This is a genomic window from Algoriphagus sp. oki45, assembly GCF_036245605.1.
Lineage (GTDB): Bacteria > Bacteroidota > Bacteroidia > Cytophagales > Cyclobacteriaceae > Algoriphagus.
Genome location: NZ_BTPC01000002.1, coordinates 49,810 through 64,614 on the forward strand (window position 1 = coordinate 49,810; position 14,805 = coordinate 64,614).

At 47.3% G+C, this 14,805-nt stretch carries 13 protein-coding genes; 5 read left to right on the forward strand and 8 right to left on the reverse strand.

The window, feature by feature from the left end:
* Nucleotides 1–93: 93 nt before the first annotated feature.
* Nucleotides 94–516 (forward strand): nucleoside-diphosphate kinase, encoded by a 423-nt coding sequence (locus AAA942_RS09805; protein WP_338220083.1) that lies wholly within the window; start codon nucleotides 94–96, stop codon nucleotides 514–516.
* Between the two features lie 235 nt (nucleotides 517–751).
* Here the strand turns inward: AAA942_RS09805 and AAA942_RS09810 are convergent, their stop codons facing one another.
* The 4 genes from AAA942_RS09810 to AAA942_RS09825 all read right to left on the reverse strand — a co-directional run bounded on the left by AAA942_RS09810 (nucleotide 752) and on the right by AAA942_RS09825 (nucleotide 3,929).
* Nucleotides 752–1,567, reverse strand: a complete 816-nt coding sequence (locus AAA942_RS09810; protein WP_338220084.1) for a TPM domain-containing protein — start codon at nucleotides 1,565–1,567, stop codon at nucleotides 752–754.
* Entirely contained in the window at nucleotides 1,548–1,982 is a 435-nt protein-coding gene (locus AAA942_RS09815; RefSeq protein ID WP_338220085.1) for a TPM domain-containing protein, read from the reverse strand. Before AAA942_RS09815 ends, AAA942_RS09810 begins: the two co-directional genes overlap by 20 nt.
* 5 nt (nucleotides 1,983–1,987) lie before the next feature.
* A complete protein-coding gene (locus AAA942_RS09820; RefSeq protein ID WP_338220086.1) occupies nucleotides 1,988–2,578 on the reverse strand; it encodes a LemA family protein in 591 nt (196 codons plus the stop codon).
* A gap of 103 nt (nucleotides 2,579–2,681) precedes the next feature.
* Nucleotides 2,682–3,929, reverse strand: a complete 1,248-nt coding sequence (locus AAA942_RS09825; RefSeq protein WP_338220087.1) for a pepsin/retropepsin-like aspartic protease family protein — start codon at nucleotides 3,927–3,929, stop codon at nucleotides 2,682–2,684.
* A gap of 212 nt (nucleotides 3,930–4,141) precedes the next feature.
* Here AAA942_RS09825 and AAA942_RS09830 point away from each other — a divergent pair, with 212 nt between their 5' ends.
* Complete coding sequence (locus tag AAA942_RS09830) at nucleotides 4,142–4,621, forward strand: Fur family transcriptional regulator (protein ID WP_338220088.1); 480 nt, start codon at nucleotides 4,142–4,144, stop codon at nucleotides 4,619–4,621.
* Here AAA942_RS09830 and AAA942_RS09835 read toward each other — a convergent pair.
* Together AAA942_RS09835 and AAA942_RS09840 are read right to left on the reverse strand one after the other, a co-directional pair.
* Nucleotides 4,599–5,048: an SRPBCC family protein gene (locus AAA942_RS09835; RefSeq protein WP_338220089.1), complete on the reverse strand. Its 450-nt coding sequence runs from the start codon at nucleotides 5,046–5,048 to the stop codon at nucleotides 4,599–4,601. The genes AAA942_RS09830 and AAA942_RS09835 overlap by 23 nt on opposite strands.
* Nucleotides 5,049–5,113: 65 nt before the next feature.
* Nucleotides 5,114–5,728 (reverse strand): cytochrome c oxidase subunit 3, encoded by a 615-nt coding sequence (locus tag AAA942_RS09840; RefSeq protein ID WP_338220090.1) that lies wholly within the window; start codon nucleotides 5,726–5,728, stop codon nucleotides 5,114–5,116.
* A 207-nt stretch (nucleotides 5,729–5,935) separates the two neighbouring features.
* On the opposite strand from AAA942_RS09840, the gene mfd reads away from it, so the two are divergent.
* The 3 genes from mfd to AAA942_RS09855 all read left to right on the forward strand — a co-directional run bounded on the left by mfd (nucleotide 5,936) and on the right by AAA942_RS09855 (nucleotide 11,342).
* Entirely contained in the window at nucleotides 5,936–9,286 is a 3,351-nt protein-coding gene (mfd, locus tag AAA942_RS09845) for a transcription-repair coupling factor (RefSeq protein WP_338220091.1), read from the forward strand.
* Between the two features lie 177 nt (nucleotides 9,287–9,463).
* Nucleotides 9,464–10,687 carry a gliding motility lipoprotein GldJ gene (gldJ, locus tag AAA942_RS09850; protein WP_338220092.1) on the forward strand — a complete coding sequence of 408 codons (1,224 nt, stop codon included), beginning with the start codon at nucleotides 9,464–9,466 and terminating at the stop codon, nucleotides 10,685–10,687.
* Between the two features lie 55 nt (nucleotides 10,688–10,742).
* Nucleotides 10,743–11,342, forward strand: a complete 600-nt coding sequence (locus AAA942_RS09855) for a YdeI/OmpD-associated family protein (RefSeq protein ID WP_338220093.1) — start codon at nucleotides 10,743–10,745, stop codon at nucleotides 11,340–11,342.
* Between the two features lie 70 nt (nucleotides 11,343–11,412).
* Here the strand turns inward: AAA942_RS09855 and AAA942_RS09860 are convergent, their stop codons facing one another.
* Nucleotides 11,413–13,818 carry an OmpA family protein gene (locus tag AAA942_RS09860; RefSeq protein WP_338220094.1) on the reverse strand — a complete coding sequence of 802 codons (2,406 nt, stop codon included), beginning with the start codon at nucleotides 13,816–13,818 and terminating at the stop codon, nucleotides 11,413–11,415.
* A 2-nt stretch (nucleotides 13,819–13,820) separates the two neighbouring features.
* Nucleotides 13,821–14,795, reverse strand: coding sequence for a PorP/SprF family type IX secretion system membrane protein (locus tag AAA942_RS09865; protein ID WP_338220095.1), 975 nt, complete (start codon nucleotides 14,793–14,795; stop codon nucleotides 13,821–13,823).
* Nucleotides 14,796–14,805 lie beyond the last annotated feature (10 nt).

A 14,805-nucleotide genomic window follows, 5' to 3' on the forward strand; every position in this document is an offset into this window, starting at 1 on the left:
AAGCGAAATAGCAGAGATTCCTGGAGGGTGTAGCCGAAATTGAAAGGAAAACCTCTATTTTTGCGACCGATTTAAACCAATAGATACAATCCCATGGCAGGAAACAGAACATTCACCATGATCAAGCCGGACGCTTTTGAGGCAGGCAATTCAGGTGCAATTTTGAAAATGATCGAAGAGGCAGGTTTCAAAATCGTAGCTATGAAGGCCACGAGACTGACTCCTGAATTGGCCGGTAAGTTTTACGAAGTCCACAAAGAGAGACCTTTCTTCAAAGATCTTTGCGCTTACATGTCTTCCGGTCCTATCATCGCAGCTATCTTGGAGAAGGAAAATGCAGTGGAAGATTTCCGTACGCTGATCGGAGCTACCAACCCTGCTAACGCTGCGGAAGGGACCATCCGTAAGATTTTCGCCAAATCCATTGAAGCAAATGCAGTCCACGGATCTGATTCTGACGAAAATGCTGCTATTGAAGGAAATTTCTACTTCTCCCAATTGGAGCGAGTAATCTGATTTTTTCAAAAGCTGAAAATCAAAAAAGCGCCGAGGGGCGCTTTTTTTTATGGTATCTCTTAAAATAATCTGAACATCTGCTTTTATAACGAGTTAAAAATAAACAGGGATCAAATTAGCTTGGAGGCTCAGAATCAGGAATCTTCGGTCTTCCTTCTTCCGACTTCCGTCCCTAATAGTCCTTGTGGAATTAGAACTGGAACTATTGTAGATGTTGATAATAAGAACCCGAACTCTACCAGCTTCCTCCTGCACCTCCGCCTCCGAAGGAACCGCCTCCAAAACCGCCGAAGCCTCCGCCTCCACCAAAACCACCTCCGAAAGAACCTTTCCCTCCGGAAAAATCTCCCCACTTACCCCGTGATGAGCCTTTCAGCATATTGGCCAGCATGATGGTAGTCCAGAGATCCACTCCTCCACCTCGACCTCCCATGTGATTGTCGTTGTCATTTTTGTTTTTGATCAGGGGCAAGATGACAAACAGCACAATGAAAAGCAGCAGCAAAAACACCGCCCCCCCATGATTGCCATCGGAGACTACTTCTTCTGCCTGATATTCACCTGAGGCCAGCTTGATGATCATATCCGTAGCTTGGTCCAAGCCCTGATAATAGGCCTCCATCTTGAAATTAGGCACAATTAGATTGGATACGATCCGCTTGGCCAAAGCATCCGGTACCGCTCCTTCCATTCCATATCCCGTGGCGATAAAGACCTTTCGGTCATCCATCGCCGCCAAAATCAGAATACCGTTGTCATTCTTTGCTCCTCCTATCCCCCATTTCTCAGCCAACTGAAAGGAGTAATCCGAAATGTCATAGTCTCCCACCGAGCGGATCATCACGATAGCAATCTGAGTGGAGGTACTGTCATTGTAGGCCACCAGTTTTTGCTCCAGCTGATTGACTTCCTGAGCACTTAGCGTAGACGTGAAGTCATTGACCAGCCGGGGAGGATTGGGCACGGCAGGGAAATCCTGGGCGAGATTGACTCCCCAAGTGATGAATAGGATAAAGAAAAGAAGTGGGGATTTACCCAAAGGAAATGTCATCCGATAATTCGTTTTTGTCGGTGTCGGGATTGTAAGGGAAGTGCTTGCTGAGCTGTAAGCCAGCCTGTTCTATACCTGCGATAAGACCTTGGGTAAACTGCCCTTGACGAAAGTGCTGAGCCATGAGATCTTTGGATTTTTCCCAAAAATCCGGCTCCACCCGGCTATTGATGCCCGCATCACCAAGAATGGCAAACTTGTGATCCACCACTGCCAAGTAGAAAAGCACGCCATTTCTTTCTTGTGTTTGATACATTTTGAGGGTTTCGAACACCTCCGCCGCACGGTCGAGCACCTCTCCCTTGCAGTGATTTTCGATGTGGACCTGGATCTCCCCGGAGGTCTGCATTTCGGCAGCCTGTATAGCCTCGATTATTCTTTGTCTATCCTCCTGAGAAAATAATCTTTCAGCCATATCGCTTAGAATTGTACTGTTGGGGCATTTTCAGCACCTGCTGCAGCCTCAAAGTAACCTTTGGTCTCAAAGCCGTACATGCCGGCGAAGAGGTTGTTGGGGAAAGTTCTCAGATTGGAATTGTAGTCCTGCACAGAAGTATTGAAGTTTCTTCTAGCCACAGAAATTCGGTTTTCAGTTCCTTCCAACTGGGCCTGAAGCTCCAGGAAGTTTTGATTGGCTTTCAGGTCAGGATACCGCTCCACGGTCACCAGCAGTCGGCTTAAAGCTCCAGAAAGCTGATCCTGAGCCTGCTGAAACTCGGCCAATTTCTCCGGAGTCAGGTTAGTCGGATCGATCTGAACGGATGTGGCTTTGGATCGGGCCTCGATGACCCCGGTCAAGGTCTCCTGCTCAAAGTCTGCATAGCCCTTCACTGTATTCACCAAGTTGGGAATCAAATCGGCTCTTCTTTGGTACTGAGTTTCCACTTCGGCCCACTGTCCGTTGATTACTTCTTCTTTTTGTACAAATTGATTGTAGGTACCCACCGCTTTGGTGTAGATGAAGATGCCCACTACGGCAATAATTGCAATCGGTACGAGAAATTTTTTCATAGTTTGAAGTTGATTTAAAAGCGAAAGAAATACACGCAAAATCCTCGCTGGGGTTGTGAAGATAATTCCAAAGTTACCCAAATATTCTTTTGCAGACCCGGGATTAGATCTGCTTTTTCAGAAAAATACTCACTTTATAATCTTGGTACTGATTGAGATCATTGTTTTGGTAGCGTCTCATTTCCAGCTGGATCTCCTTACCCTCCTCAGACCTGAAGAGCTTAAAAACTTCACTGAGTTCCCAGAGAAAAATGGGTATTCGGTTGATGGATAAGATCTCATCATAAGGCAAAATACCCACCTGATAGCCCGGAGAGCCCTTTCGCACATCTCCGACATAGATTCTGGTTTCATCTACCGGGACCTTTTTGACAATCAGCCCACTCATATCAAATTCAAAGGGACTGTAAAAAGTCTGACCTTTTCGGAACATGGCCCTGCCTCTGGGATAGTCCAAAATCATCCGGGTCCTTCCCAAAACCTCCGAACCTAGGCTTCCCATCCTTCCACTGGCCTTGATAACAGAACTATATTCGGTCTCCTCTGGGTAAGAAGTCAGGACCTCCTTCATGGTCAATCCCTCCAATTGAAGAGAATTTACCCGGCCGATAAATCCATAGAGAACTCCCCCAAGCGATTGCCCGAGTTCAGTTTCAATAAAAAGTTCGGGCATTTTGATGGAGTCACTCGTTTCCCTATTGAGTAGCAATCCGTGATTGGCACCGGTGTCTATGAGCAATTTGGCATTAAGCTTTGGGCCATTTTTTTGTTTGACCTTCGCCTGAATGTATGATTTGCCATCTTCCACGCTCATGTCCAGTTTGCGATAAAACGGAGGCTTCCATTTCATCCCCTTTTCTTGGAAAAAATCCAACCATCCGTCATCGTAATTGATTCGGACGGGGTTGTATTTGAAAAACTCATATCCGATAACCCCATACACCGGAACTCCTATCACCGCCTCCAGCTCGAAGAAATCATTCTCCAAAACCAAAAGGCTCTGCAACCGGCCTTCCACCTGACCCAAATCCAAGGTATTGATCGGAGACACTTGGGCCATGATGGCTGTACTTCCATCGGCACCGACAATATTTATCCTCCGGGTATACTCCAGTCCAAGTGCATCCCCGAGCTTTTTTGAAAACAAAAGATTGGATTTCACTCCGGTATCTACCAGAAAATTGACCGGCTCATTGCCATTGATAGACACAGGAAGGATAATCAGGCTATTGGAAGCATAGAAAGGAATCCTCACCATTCGCTTTTCCTCCTTCATAAAAAATCCGGGGACCTGAGCCCAAGTCAGAGCTGTGGATAGGAATAACAAAAAAAGGAGAAAAGCCTTTTTCAAATCAGGTTGTTTTGGGGTGAGATTTATTCTAAAGTTAGAAATTGTAAGCAGTGCCATTGAAGAAAAAACCAACAATTGCATACAAAATGTTACAGTAAAGAGGAGATTTTGATTTTTAATTTAGATCAATCCCAAATTAACCCTCTTTGTTTCCGTCAAGTTGCCAATAATTTAAGAAACCTTGATCTTTAAAAATTCAAGTATCCCCAAACATGGCAGACACTGTACTGATCGAAAAAGCCAAAAAAATCTTTGAAAATTATCTGGCCAAGCAAGGAAGCCGGAAAACCCCCGAGCGATTCTCTGTCATCGACGAGCTTTATCTCTTGCCGGAAGATGAACACATCGATGTGGAAGGACTTTTCCTCAAGATGAGAAACAAAGGCTATACGATCAGCAGAGCCACCATTTACAACACGCTGGACCTATTGGTAGAAAGCGGATTGGCGGTGAAGCATCAGTTCAAAGATAAAGTCGCACTTTACGAGCAAGCCCTGACCTACAAGCATCACGACCACCATGTGTGTAATCAGTGTCGGAAGATTCGGGAGTTTTCCGATCCCAAAATCAATGAGATCAAGGAGGCAATGGGGAGAGAGTTTCAATCTTCTATCAGCAGTCATTCTCTGGTCCTCTATGGCGACTGCAAGATTGAAAACTGCGAGAATCTCAAAGACCTGAGCCTCGTCTGAAGATTTTTTTATAGATCGGCTTTCTGTAGGCAAACTGTAGCCAAAGTGCGGGATAAAGCAACCAAGTCATCAGCCCAAATGGGGCCTCATAGGTGATTTCATCCCGAATGATCGAGCCTATACCAGTGGAGATCACCCGATGCTTGTGCTTCCATTTTTTTAGGAAAAAAGGCAACTCCGTCCCTTCATCGATAAAATAAAACTCCAAATCAGTGGTCTTATCCTCGGTAATTTCACTGGTCCATTTTTGCTTGAAAAGCAGAAAGTTCAATTCCAGACTGACCAGATTCCCTTTTTCCGAACCATCAAAGCGCAGCAGCTTTACCGGAGGAAAAGGCGGGGAAAGCCGTTTAAAAAGCGACTCATCAAAGCCTTTTTTTACATCCAGATAGCCTTGCTCGACGGCAGTTTCGATTGTCAGTTTCATGGGTGTTCAGGGAAAAGGAACAATTGGTTTAGGTGATATAGCAAGAAAAGGCAAAGCGCTTTGAGTCAAAAGCTCAGGGTAAATAGAAGAAATAGGATTAGCCAAATGACATCCATAAAATGCCAGTATACAGTAAATAACCTGATCCTCATTTTTTCAAATGGATTGGTCACCAAAACCAGCTTGCGAATGCCATCCTCTTGGGTTTTGCGAAGCTGAAACAGAAGAATGAGGGCAAAAATCATTGCTCCCAAAAGGTGGAAAACGTGAATTCCTGAAAGCACAAAAAGGAAACTTCCGCTGGGAATCCCGGTGAAACTGACTCCCATGCTATCCAATTCTTTCCAGCCTGCAAACTGGAGTAAGGTAAAGGCCAAGCCCAAAAAGAAGGTATTCCTCAGCGCAGATTCCAATTGGGGTATTTTTTCTTCCTGATAGTAGAGCCTCATTTTGGAAGCAGTGTAGCCACTGACGACCAGCAGAAATGTGGAAATCAAAAAGGCAACAGGAATATGACGATTGAAACCCTCCAGCTGATGAAGTCCCGAAAAGACAAAAGCCACAGCAAGAAAAAGGAAAATAAGCCCACTTCCCAGCATTCCCAGATAAAGCAGGGTCTCGTAAGGATGCATCCGCTCAATGCGCTGAAACCAAGTGAGTGATTCTTCCGATCTTTTCATCTGTTTATAATTTGTTTTTAATCGGTCAGATGTAATCTCGCATGGATTATTATCCTCCCTCTGTGTGTCGCTCGCGCCATGCTCGATTTCATGAATTGAAAAACATTTAAAATTTGCCTTGGTTCAGAAAAAAAGCAAATACCTGAACCCAATCCCCAAAAAAGAAGCAAAAGCCCTACTTTTGTCTTCTCAAATTCCCAACAAACCTTGCAACGATCGGAATTCCTTTCCCTTTACCAAGCAGACCCTGCGATTCAGACCCTGAATCTTGAACTGGAAAAAGCACCCGGCAGAAGACTCCAACTCAAAGGCCTTTCCGGGAGCCTGGATATGGTCGTGTTTGCTTCTCATTTCAAAAAAATCGGGGGTTTTCATCTGATCATTGCCCAGGACAAGGAGGAGGCTGCCTACTTGAATACGGATCTTCAAAATCTGCTGGAAATTGAGGACTTCCTCATTTTCCCGGGTAGCTTCAAGCGCCCCTACCAATACGATGAGGTAGACAACGCCAATGTGCTCATGCGCTCCGAAATCCTCAATGAAATATTGGATCGAAAAGAGGAGCCTAAAATAATCATCACCTATCCGGAGGCACTCTATGAAAAGGTAATCAACCGCCGTTCTTTGGTGGAGCATACATTTTCGATCCGGGTAGGGGAAGCTGTGGATATGGAATTTGTTTCCGAGCTGCTGAGCAGTTATGACTTTGAGCGGACGGACTTTGTGTATGAACCGGGTCAGTTTTCCATCAGAGGGGGAATTTTGGATGTTTTTTCATATTCCCATGAGTATCCCTACCGCTTGGAGCTGTTTGGAAAAGAAGTGGAAAGTATTCGGACTTTTGATCCGGAAACGCAGCTTTCGGTGGCTTCAGTGGACAAGATTTCCTTGGTGCCCAATGTGCAAACGAAGCTGCTACAGGAAGTCAGGCAATCGTTTTTGGAATTTTTGCCTAAAGAATCCAAAGTTTGGATCAAGGATTTCCAGCTCACGGTGGATGTGATCGAGGAGTGTTTTCACAAGGCCGAGCAAGCTTTTGCTCAAATAGTCAGACAAAGCCAAACCGACAAGCTAGTTCTCAAGCCTCAGGATCTTTTTGAGCGGGGAGAATCATTCAAAGGCGCTGTCTTGAAGTTTACCACCCTGGAATTCGGACGGCAGTTTTACCTGAAAGCCGACCTTCAGCTCAATTGGGACAGCCAGCCACAGCCTTCTTTCAATAAAAACTTTGACCTCTTGGTCACCAATCTGTCGGAAAACGAGAGGATGGGTTTTACCAATTTGGTCGTGGCGGAAAATGAAAAGCAAATCGACCGTCTGTTGGGGATTTTCCATGAACTAGACCCCACTCTCCAGGTTCAGAGCATGCTGATCGGACTGAGAGAAGGTTTTGTGGATCGACAACAGAAGCTTGTCTGCTATACTGATCACCAGCTTTTTGAACGTTTTCACAGATACCGGGGAAGAAAAAAGGCCAGCAAATCCAAAGCTCTGACGATTAAAGAGCTGAAGGCCCTTCACCCGGGCGATTACATCGTACACGTCGATTACGGAGTAGGGCGCTTTGCCGGATTGGAAAAAGTGGATGTGGGTGGAAAAATGCAGGAAGCGGTTCGCCTCGTCTTTAGAGACGATGACCTGCTCTATGTGAATGTGCACTCCCTTCACAAAATATCCAAATACTCCGGACAGGAGGGGCAAATGCCTTCCATGTCCAAATTGGGCTCCCCAGAGTGGGAAAACAAAAAATCCCGGGTCAAAAAGCAGGTCAAGGATATCGCCAAAGACCTGATCAATCTCTATGCAAAGCGTCGCTCGGCTCCGGGTTTTGCCTTTTCCCAAGATTCGGTCTTGCAGATTGAGCTGGAATCCTCCTTTATCTATGAAGATACTCCGGATCAGGCCTTGGCCACTTCCGATGTCAAGTCGGATATGGAAAAAGGATATCCCATGGATCGCTTGGTCTGTGGAGACGTGGGATTTGGGAAAACCGAAGTAGCTGTCCGGGCCGCTTTCAAAGCTGTAAATGATCGAAAACAAGTCGCAGTGCTGGTTCCCACGACCATTTTGGCCATGCAGCACTACCAAACCTTCAAGGAGCGTTTGGAAAATTTCCCGGTGAAAGTGGAATACATCAACCGATTTCGTACAGCCAAGGAGATCAAAGAAATCATCAGTCAAGTCAAAACCGGGGAAATTGACATTTTGGTAGGCACACACAAGATTGTCAACAAGGAAATTGTCTTCAAGGACTTAGGCCTGTTGATTATTGATGAGGAGCAAAAATTCGGCGTCAAGGTCAAAGATCAATTGAAAAATCTACGGGTCAATGTGGATGTGCTGACCCTGACCGCTACTCCGATCCCGAGGACTCTTCATTTTTCTCTGATGGGTGCAAGGGACCTTTCCGTAATCGCTACTCCCCCTCCCAACAGGCAACCGGTGACCACGGAAGTTCAGACTTTTCAGGAAGAAGTCATCCGCGATGCTGTCGCCTATGAATTGAGAAGAGGAGGCCAGGTATTTTTTGTCCATAATCGGGTAGGAGAAATCGAAAGTATTGCCAATTTGATCATGAAACTCGTCCCTGATGCCCGTGTAGTCGGTGCCCATGGGCAGCTTGACGGGAAAAAGCTGGAAAAAATCATGGTGGACTTCATCAACCATGAATACGATGTCTTGGTCTCCACTAATATCATCGAGTCCGGCCTGGATATCCCTAATGCCAACACGATCATCATCAATCGGGCCCATATGTTTGGGCTGAGTGACCTTCATCAGATGCGGGGCAGAGTAGGCCGAAGTAATAAAAAGGCCTTTTGTTATTTGCTTACCAGCCCAATGTCCGGATTGACCCCGGAAGCCAGAAAAAGACTTCAGACTTTGGAGGAGTTTTCCGACCTGGGAGATGGATTCAAGGTAGCCATGAAAGACTTGGATATTCGGGGGGCTGGTAATCTATTGGGAGCCGAGCAGAGCGGATTCATCACCGATTTGGGTTTTGAGATGTACCATAAAATCTTGGATGAGGCTGTTCAGGAATTGAAGGAAAATGAATTCGCTGCACTTTTTGAAACCGATCTGAAGGAGAAGGTGAAAGTATTGGTACAGGATTGCACAATAGAGACCGATTTGGAGCTGTTGATCCCTGAAGAATATGTAGGAAATATCAGCGAGCGATTGGGACTTTATTCAAAGTTGGATGCAATTAAAAATGAGGCAGAATTAGAGAAATTCAGAGCTATGCTTTCCGATAGATTCGGACCACTGCCGGAAGTAGTGGGAGATCTTTTGGAGACGGTGAAAGTTCGTTGGCAAGCCGAGAAGCTGGGCATTGAAAAACTAGTGCTAAAGGGCCAACAGATGAAATGCCACTTGTTGCCTTCTTCAAGAGATGACTACTATTCCTCAGCAATTTTCGGGAAAATGATGAAATTTGCTCAGCTCCATCCCAAGGTCTGCAAAATAAAAGAATACAAGAATCGTTTAATTTTCACTATCGAAGGAGTCAAAACGATCCAAAAGGCAGAAAAGGTGCTTTTGGAGATGAATTCTTGAATATTTTAAAAAATTTAACTGGCATAAATATTGTGTTTTCGAATATCAATTTTGCAGATTATGCTTGAAATTGACACTTAGGCAAATATTTGCATCCTGTTTTATAAAATAATCCATTGTAAGTCGGTTTCAATGCCACTATATTAGCCCGTTGAAATTAGACCAAAATTTAAAAATATGCGTCTTAACAAAAAATCTTGGGGAATGTGGGCATCAGCTCTATTGATGCTTTCAGCTGGAATTTTGAGCTCTTGTAATAAGACTCCCGGATATGGCAGAAGAACAGCCAACGACCCCGGAAAGAAAAGTGCCACAACCGGTGCTGAATTCTCATTTGATGAACAAGATTCCACTCAATTTTTTGTCGCCAGAAAAGCTGAGCAAATTCCAGGACCCAATTTGAAATTCATTCAAGGTGGTAGAATGGTTTTGGGATCTCAGGAAGATGACGTAATGGCCTTTAGGGACAACTTGGAAAGAACCGTTTCCATCGCAAGCTTTTATATGGACGAAACAGAAATCACGAACAATGACTATCGTGAATTTCTTTTCTACATGAAAAAACAAGTGAGCGCAGACTCCTTAGCCAAGCTGGAGCCTTCAGAGAATGTTTGGTCCGGAGCCATGTCTTTCAACGACCTTTATCAATCCTATTACTTCAGATTCCCTGGTTTTAACTTTTATCCGGTAGCTGGAGTATCTTGGACCCAAGCCAATGCATATACCAAGTGGAGAACCGCATTTGTTCAGGAACTGGTAAGAAAGGAAAGAGGAATTGACTCTACTTTCACGAAAAATCAACTGATCGAGAGAGGTGTTGCGATGGCAGATTTTAGATTGCCAAATGAAGCTGAATGGGAATACGCTGCCAAAGCGATGATTGGTACTCAATATTTGGATGAAAATCAGGAATACGGCAGAATTTATCCATGGGATGGCAGAGGCGTAAGAAATCCATACAACGTGAAAAGAAAAGGAAAGCAGGGTGACTTCCTGGCCAACTTTAAGCGAGGCCGAGGTGACTATGCAGGTATCTCCGGTAATCAGAGAAATGATGGTGAAATTCTTCCAACCAACGTGTATGATATGGCTCCAAATGATTTTGGTCTATATCATATGGCCGGAAACATGAACGAGTGGGTTTATGACGTTTACAGACCCTTGACTTTCCAGGATGCTGATGATCTTAATCCACTTAGAAAAGATGGGGTTTATGATGAAGAAGAAAATTATGAAACCTCAATGTTTACCGATGATTTGAGAGTATACAAAGGCGGATCTTGGAAGGATGTAGCTTATTGGTTGGCTCCTGGTACCAGAAGGTTTATGCATCAGGACTCTGCCACGAACCATATCGGCTTCCGATGCGCGATGATTTCCATTGGAGAACGCGGTAAGTAATACCAAAAGAATAAATGAAGCCCGGTAGAGATGCCGGGCTTTTTTATGGTCAAAAATGGAAAAGGAAAAAGACGGATTTCCTGTATTCTATGCGAATTCAGCCACATCTTGGAGAGAATGGCTGGAACGAAATCATGCCTCCGAATCCTCCGTTTGGTTGGTTATTTTTAAAAAAGGCAGCCAAGTTCCTAGCCTTTCGGTAAGCGAAGCGATTGATGAAGCACTTTGCTTTGGCTGGGTGGACAGTAAGCCCAATAAGCGGGATGAACAAAGTTTCTATCTTTATTTTTCACAGAGAAAGGCAAAAAGCAATTGGAGCAGAATCAACAAGGAAAAAGTTGAACGACTGATTGAGGCAGGCAAAATGGCTCTTCCCGGTTTAGAAATGATTGAATTGGCAAAAGCATCCGGTACTTGGGATGCGCTAAATGAAGTTGATTCATTATTGGAACCTGAAGATCTAGCCAAAGCCTTAGAATCCAATCCAACGGCCAAAGGATATTGGGAAAAATTTCCTCCTTCTGCCAGAAGAGGAATTTTGGAATGGATTCTTAATGCAAAAACATCTCAAACAAGGGAAAAAAGACTACGGGAAACGATTCGGCTGGCTGAAAGAAACATCCGCGCCAATTCTTATCCCAGGCCTAAGCTCTGATAAATCAAAAAAAGCCTCAAGAGTGATCTTGAGGCCTTTTCGCTTTTTATATCTTTGGATGATCCGATGCTTACATCGTATCCACCTTTTTCTGTCTTCCGGTGTAGCCGAAGCTGCTTTTGCCCACTCTCAGCTCGGTCCTTCTGTTCAGCTGGTGCATCGCAGGCGTACAGGTCACACTGTTGCAGTCGTGGATCGGTCTTGTCTCTCCAAACCACTGGTACTCCAGCCTGTTCTCCTCAATCCCCCTGTTGATCAGGTACTCACGCACCACATCCGCTCTGCGCTCGGACAGCTTCTCGTTGTACTCGTCACTGCCCCGCTGGTCGGTATGTCCCTCGATGTACAGCATCAGATTCGGAAGTCTCCTCAGCATCGCTCCCACCTGCTCCAGCTCCTGCTTGGATACCGATCTGAGCATCGACTTGTCAAAGTCAAAGTAGATCGTCGGGATCTCCGCTATCTCCTCCTGAATCTTCTCAAACAGATCCTCCGGCTGGCAGAAGTCCATGTCCTTCAGCTCCTGCGGAATCTCGTAGCTCTTGGTCGGGTCAGGAAACGCCTCCAGCACCAGCTCCGATCTCCTGTTCAGCTGATGGCTGTCCTCCGAGCACGGCTTCCCGTTCCCGCAGTCATTAACCAACTGGCTCTCTCCGAACCATTCCAGACGGATTCGGTCCGAGCTGATTCCCTTCGCCCCCAGGTACTCGGTCACCGCCTTCGCCCGGTTGTTGGACAGACGGATGTTGTACTCGTCACTCGCCCTGGAGTCCGTGTGGCTGGCCACCAGCAGGTCCAGGAAGCTGTATTTCTCCATCAGCTCAGCCAGCTTGTCCAAGGCCGGCCTCGCGTCCTTGCGGATCGCAAACTTGTCCAGGTCGTAGTACACCAGGTCCACGTGCACCGGCAGCTGATACGGGATCGGTACCAGCTGGTACTCCCGCTTCACCGTGTCCCCGGCAAAGCCTTTCGTCGTGATCGTCTCGTCGGTCAGCGGAAAATAGCCCGGCTTGCTGATCGTGATCCCAAAGTCGCTCTCCGGCTCCAGTTGGGCCGTAAGCTCCCCTTTGCCGTTTCTGGCGGTAGGGACCATGATCCCCTGCGTCTTGTCACGGAACGTGGCCAGGTAGCTCTCCGTGATCACGTTGCCGTTGCAGTCCAGCACTCTGGCCAAAAACTGCTTGTACATCTCCCTGGCCATGTAGATATCGTCCAGTCCCTTGCCGCCCTTTCGGTTCGAGGACAGGTACACTGTCTTGTCCTTGTCTTCCCGGTAGGCAAAGTCATCGGCCAGCGAGTTGATCGGATAGCCCATGTTTCGTGTATTGCTGATAGTGGCTTCCGTATAGTCCGCTTCAAACACATCCATCCCCCCGAAGCCTTCATGACCCGTCGAACTGAAGTAAAACTTGTTCCCCTTGCGGAACGGATGCGTCTCGTTGGCCGACGTATTCACACCGGGGCCCAAAGGTACCGCGCTGCCGAACACCAGACTGTCTCCCGATACGCTGTATTCGCTGTAGTACAGGTCATAGCCGCCCAGACCTCCCGGCATATCCGAGGAAAAGTACAGCCTGCCGGCTTCCTCATCCACATACGGGTGCATCACCGAGTACCGCAGTGAGTCGTTCAGCGGAAAGGCTTTCGCTCCTTCCAGCTTCCCTTCTGCATTCACCTTGCTGTAGTAGATCTCCACCTGCACCATCACCGTGTCCTTTCTGGGCTTCACTTTACCCGGGTCACGGGTCACCGTGTAAAACAGCACCTTCTCCTTCACCGAGTAGCTCGGGTCCGAAAAGCTCTTCGTCTTCGGTACGTCGCTCACCAACGCACTGATGTTGCCTTCCCCGTCCTGACGGTACACCGTGAAGTAGCCCCGGTCGGTGTAGTCGCTCTTCTCCTGGCTGAACAGCTTGTTCCGACCGTCGATCCGGATACCCGGCATCTTGTCCGGATAGCTGCCCCCCCGGTCCGAAACAAAGTACTTGTTCCCCTGGCCGTCTTCCACCATCGAAAAGTCCGACTCCGAGCTGTTCAGCTCTTCCACATTCTCCAGCTTCAGCTTCCTCGCACTCTCCGGAATGTCCCGCTTCTCGATCCCCAGGCTGTCCGCTGTCAAGCCCTTCGCCTGGATAATCGATACCGCTTCCTCAAAGTTGTCGGTCAGTATCCCCGCCCGCAGAAGCGCACGGTAGTCTTCTCCCGTCGCCTCTTCGTAGCCCACCGTGGTCTTCCACCAGTCGTAAGATGCCTGGTAATCCCTTATCTTGTCCTGAGCCAGCGCCGTCTTCCGCGCCGTCTCGTAGTTGGGCTTCTTCGCGTACGCTTCCTTGTACACGTCCAGCGCATGCTGGTAGTTCATCAGCTCCATCTGCTCGTCAGCATAGCGTACTCTCGATTTTTGTGCCTCCGCTATACCCGTGGTCCCGATCAGCAAGCCTGCCGTTATTGTCAGTAGTGTCAGTGTCTTTTTCATAATCAGAACCATCTTTGGTTTTTCATCATTGAAGTCCTAGGTATCATATAGAAGCCCAGTGAAAACTCGTGCGAGTTGCTCCGGTAGTCCTGCAGCACGTTCAGGTTGTGGTCATACGCATACCCGATGCGCAACCGGTCCGTGGCAAATATCTCGATGATCGCCGCTATTGCGTTCCGGCTGCTCAGGTTCTCCTCCAGGTTGTCGTTCCAGATCTTCACGTTGCTCCGGTAACTGCCCCCCAACCAGATCCGGTCGTAAAACAGAAACATCGCGTTCAGATCGTAATTCGTCGGCGCTCCCTTCACTTCCTTGATCAGAAAGCTCGGCTTGAACGACACCGTCTCCGACAGCTCCAGCAATGCCCCTGCTGTCAGGTAGTAATGAAAGTCATGATACGCCAACGCCACATCCTCCCGCTCCAAGGCCTTCTTGCCGATCATGTTGTACACACTGAAGCCCGCATAAAACTTCGGCGTGTGGAAAAACAAACCCGAATTCAGGTTCGGTGTGAACAGGTTCACACGTCCCTCCGGAATCTCCACATCGTTCGGATCATTCGGATCCAGCAGGTCCCCATCGATCATGTACTCGGTCACACCCGCACTCACGCCCAAACCCAAATGGCTTTTCCTACCTGTCTGAATCCGGTACGCATACGTCAGCAAGCCCCCGGTCGTACGCGCTGGACCCAGATTGTCCGACAAAATCGAGATCCCAAAGCCCATCCTCCCCTCGTTCGCACTCAGATCCGCCGTCACCGTGAACGTCTCCGGACTCCCCGGAAAACGGATCCACTGGCTCCGGTACGTCGTCTGGATGTACGGCTCCCCCTTGTAACCAGCATACCCCGGGTTCACATGCAGCCCGTTGAATATGTACTGGCTGAACTGTGGCAGCTGCTGGCCAAAACTACCCCCGGTACCCCAAAGGGATACCAAAAGGGTCAGTGCTATCAATTTAAAAGTCGTTTTCATAAGCGAGAGC

What these genes read in the sequence shown, in the direction of transcription:
- AAA942_RS09805 (WP_338220083.1), top strand. Translation starts at nt 94, where the DNA reads ATGGCAGGAAACAGAACATTCACCATGATCAAGCCGGACGCTTTTGAG.
- AAA942_RS09810 (WP_338220084.1), bottom strand. Translation starts at nt 1,567, where the DNA reads ATGACATTTCCTTTGGGTAAATCCCCACTTCTTTTCTTTATCCTATTC.
- AAA942_RS09815 (WP_338220085.1), bottom strand. Translation starts at nt 1,982, where the DNA reads ATGGCTGAAAGATTATTTTCTCAGGAGGATAGACAAAGAATAATCGAG.
- AAA942_RS09820 (WP_338220086.1), bottom strand. Translation starts at nt 2,578, where the DNA reads ATGAAAAAATTTCTCGTACCGATTGCAATTATTGCCGTAGTGGGCATC.
- AAA942_RS09830 (WP_338220088.1), top strand. Translation starts at nt 4,142, where the DNA reads ATGGCAGACACTGTACTGATCGAAAAAGCCAAAAAAATCTTTGAAAAT.
- AAA942_RS09835 (WP_338220089.1), bottom strand. Translation starts at nt 5,048, where the DNA reads ATGAAACTGACAATCGAAACTGCCGTCGAGCAAGGCTATCTGGATGTA.
- AAA942_RS09840 (WP_338220090.1), bottom strand. Translation starts at nt 5,728, where the DNA reads ATGAAAAGATCGGAAGAATCACTCACTTGGTTTCAGCGCATTGAGCGG.
- gldJ (WP_338220092.1), top strand. Translation starts at nt 9,464, where the DNA reads ATGCGTCTTAACAAAAAATCTTGGGGAATGTGGGCATCAGCTCTATTG.
- AAA942_RS09855 (WP_338220093.1), top strand. Translation starts at nt 10,743, where the DNA reads ATGGAAAAGGAAAAAGACGGATTTCCTGTATTCTATGCGAATTCAGCC.
- AAA942_RS09860 (WP_338220094.1), bottom strand. Translation starts at nt 13,818, where the DNA reads ATGAAAAAGACACTGACACTACTGACAATAACGGCAGGCTTGCTGATC.
- AAA942_RS09865 (WP_338220095.1), bottom strand. Translation starts at nt 14,795, where the DNA reads ATGAAAACGACTTTTAAATTGATAGCACTGACCCTTTTGGTATCCCTT.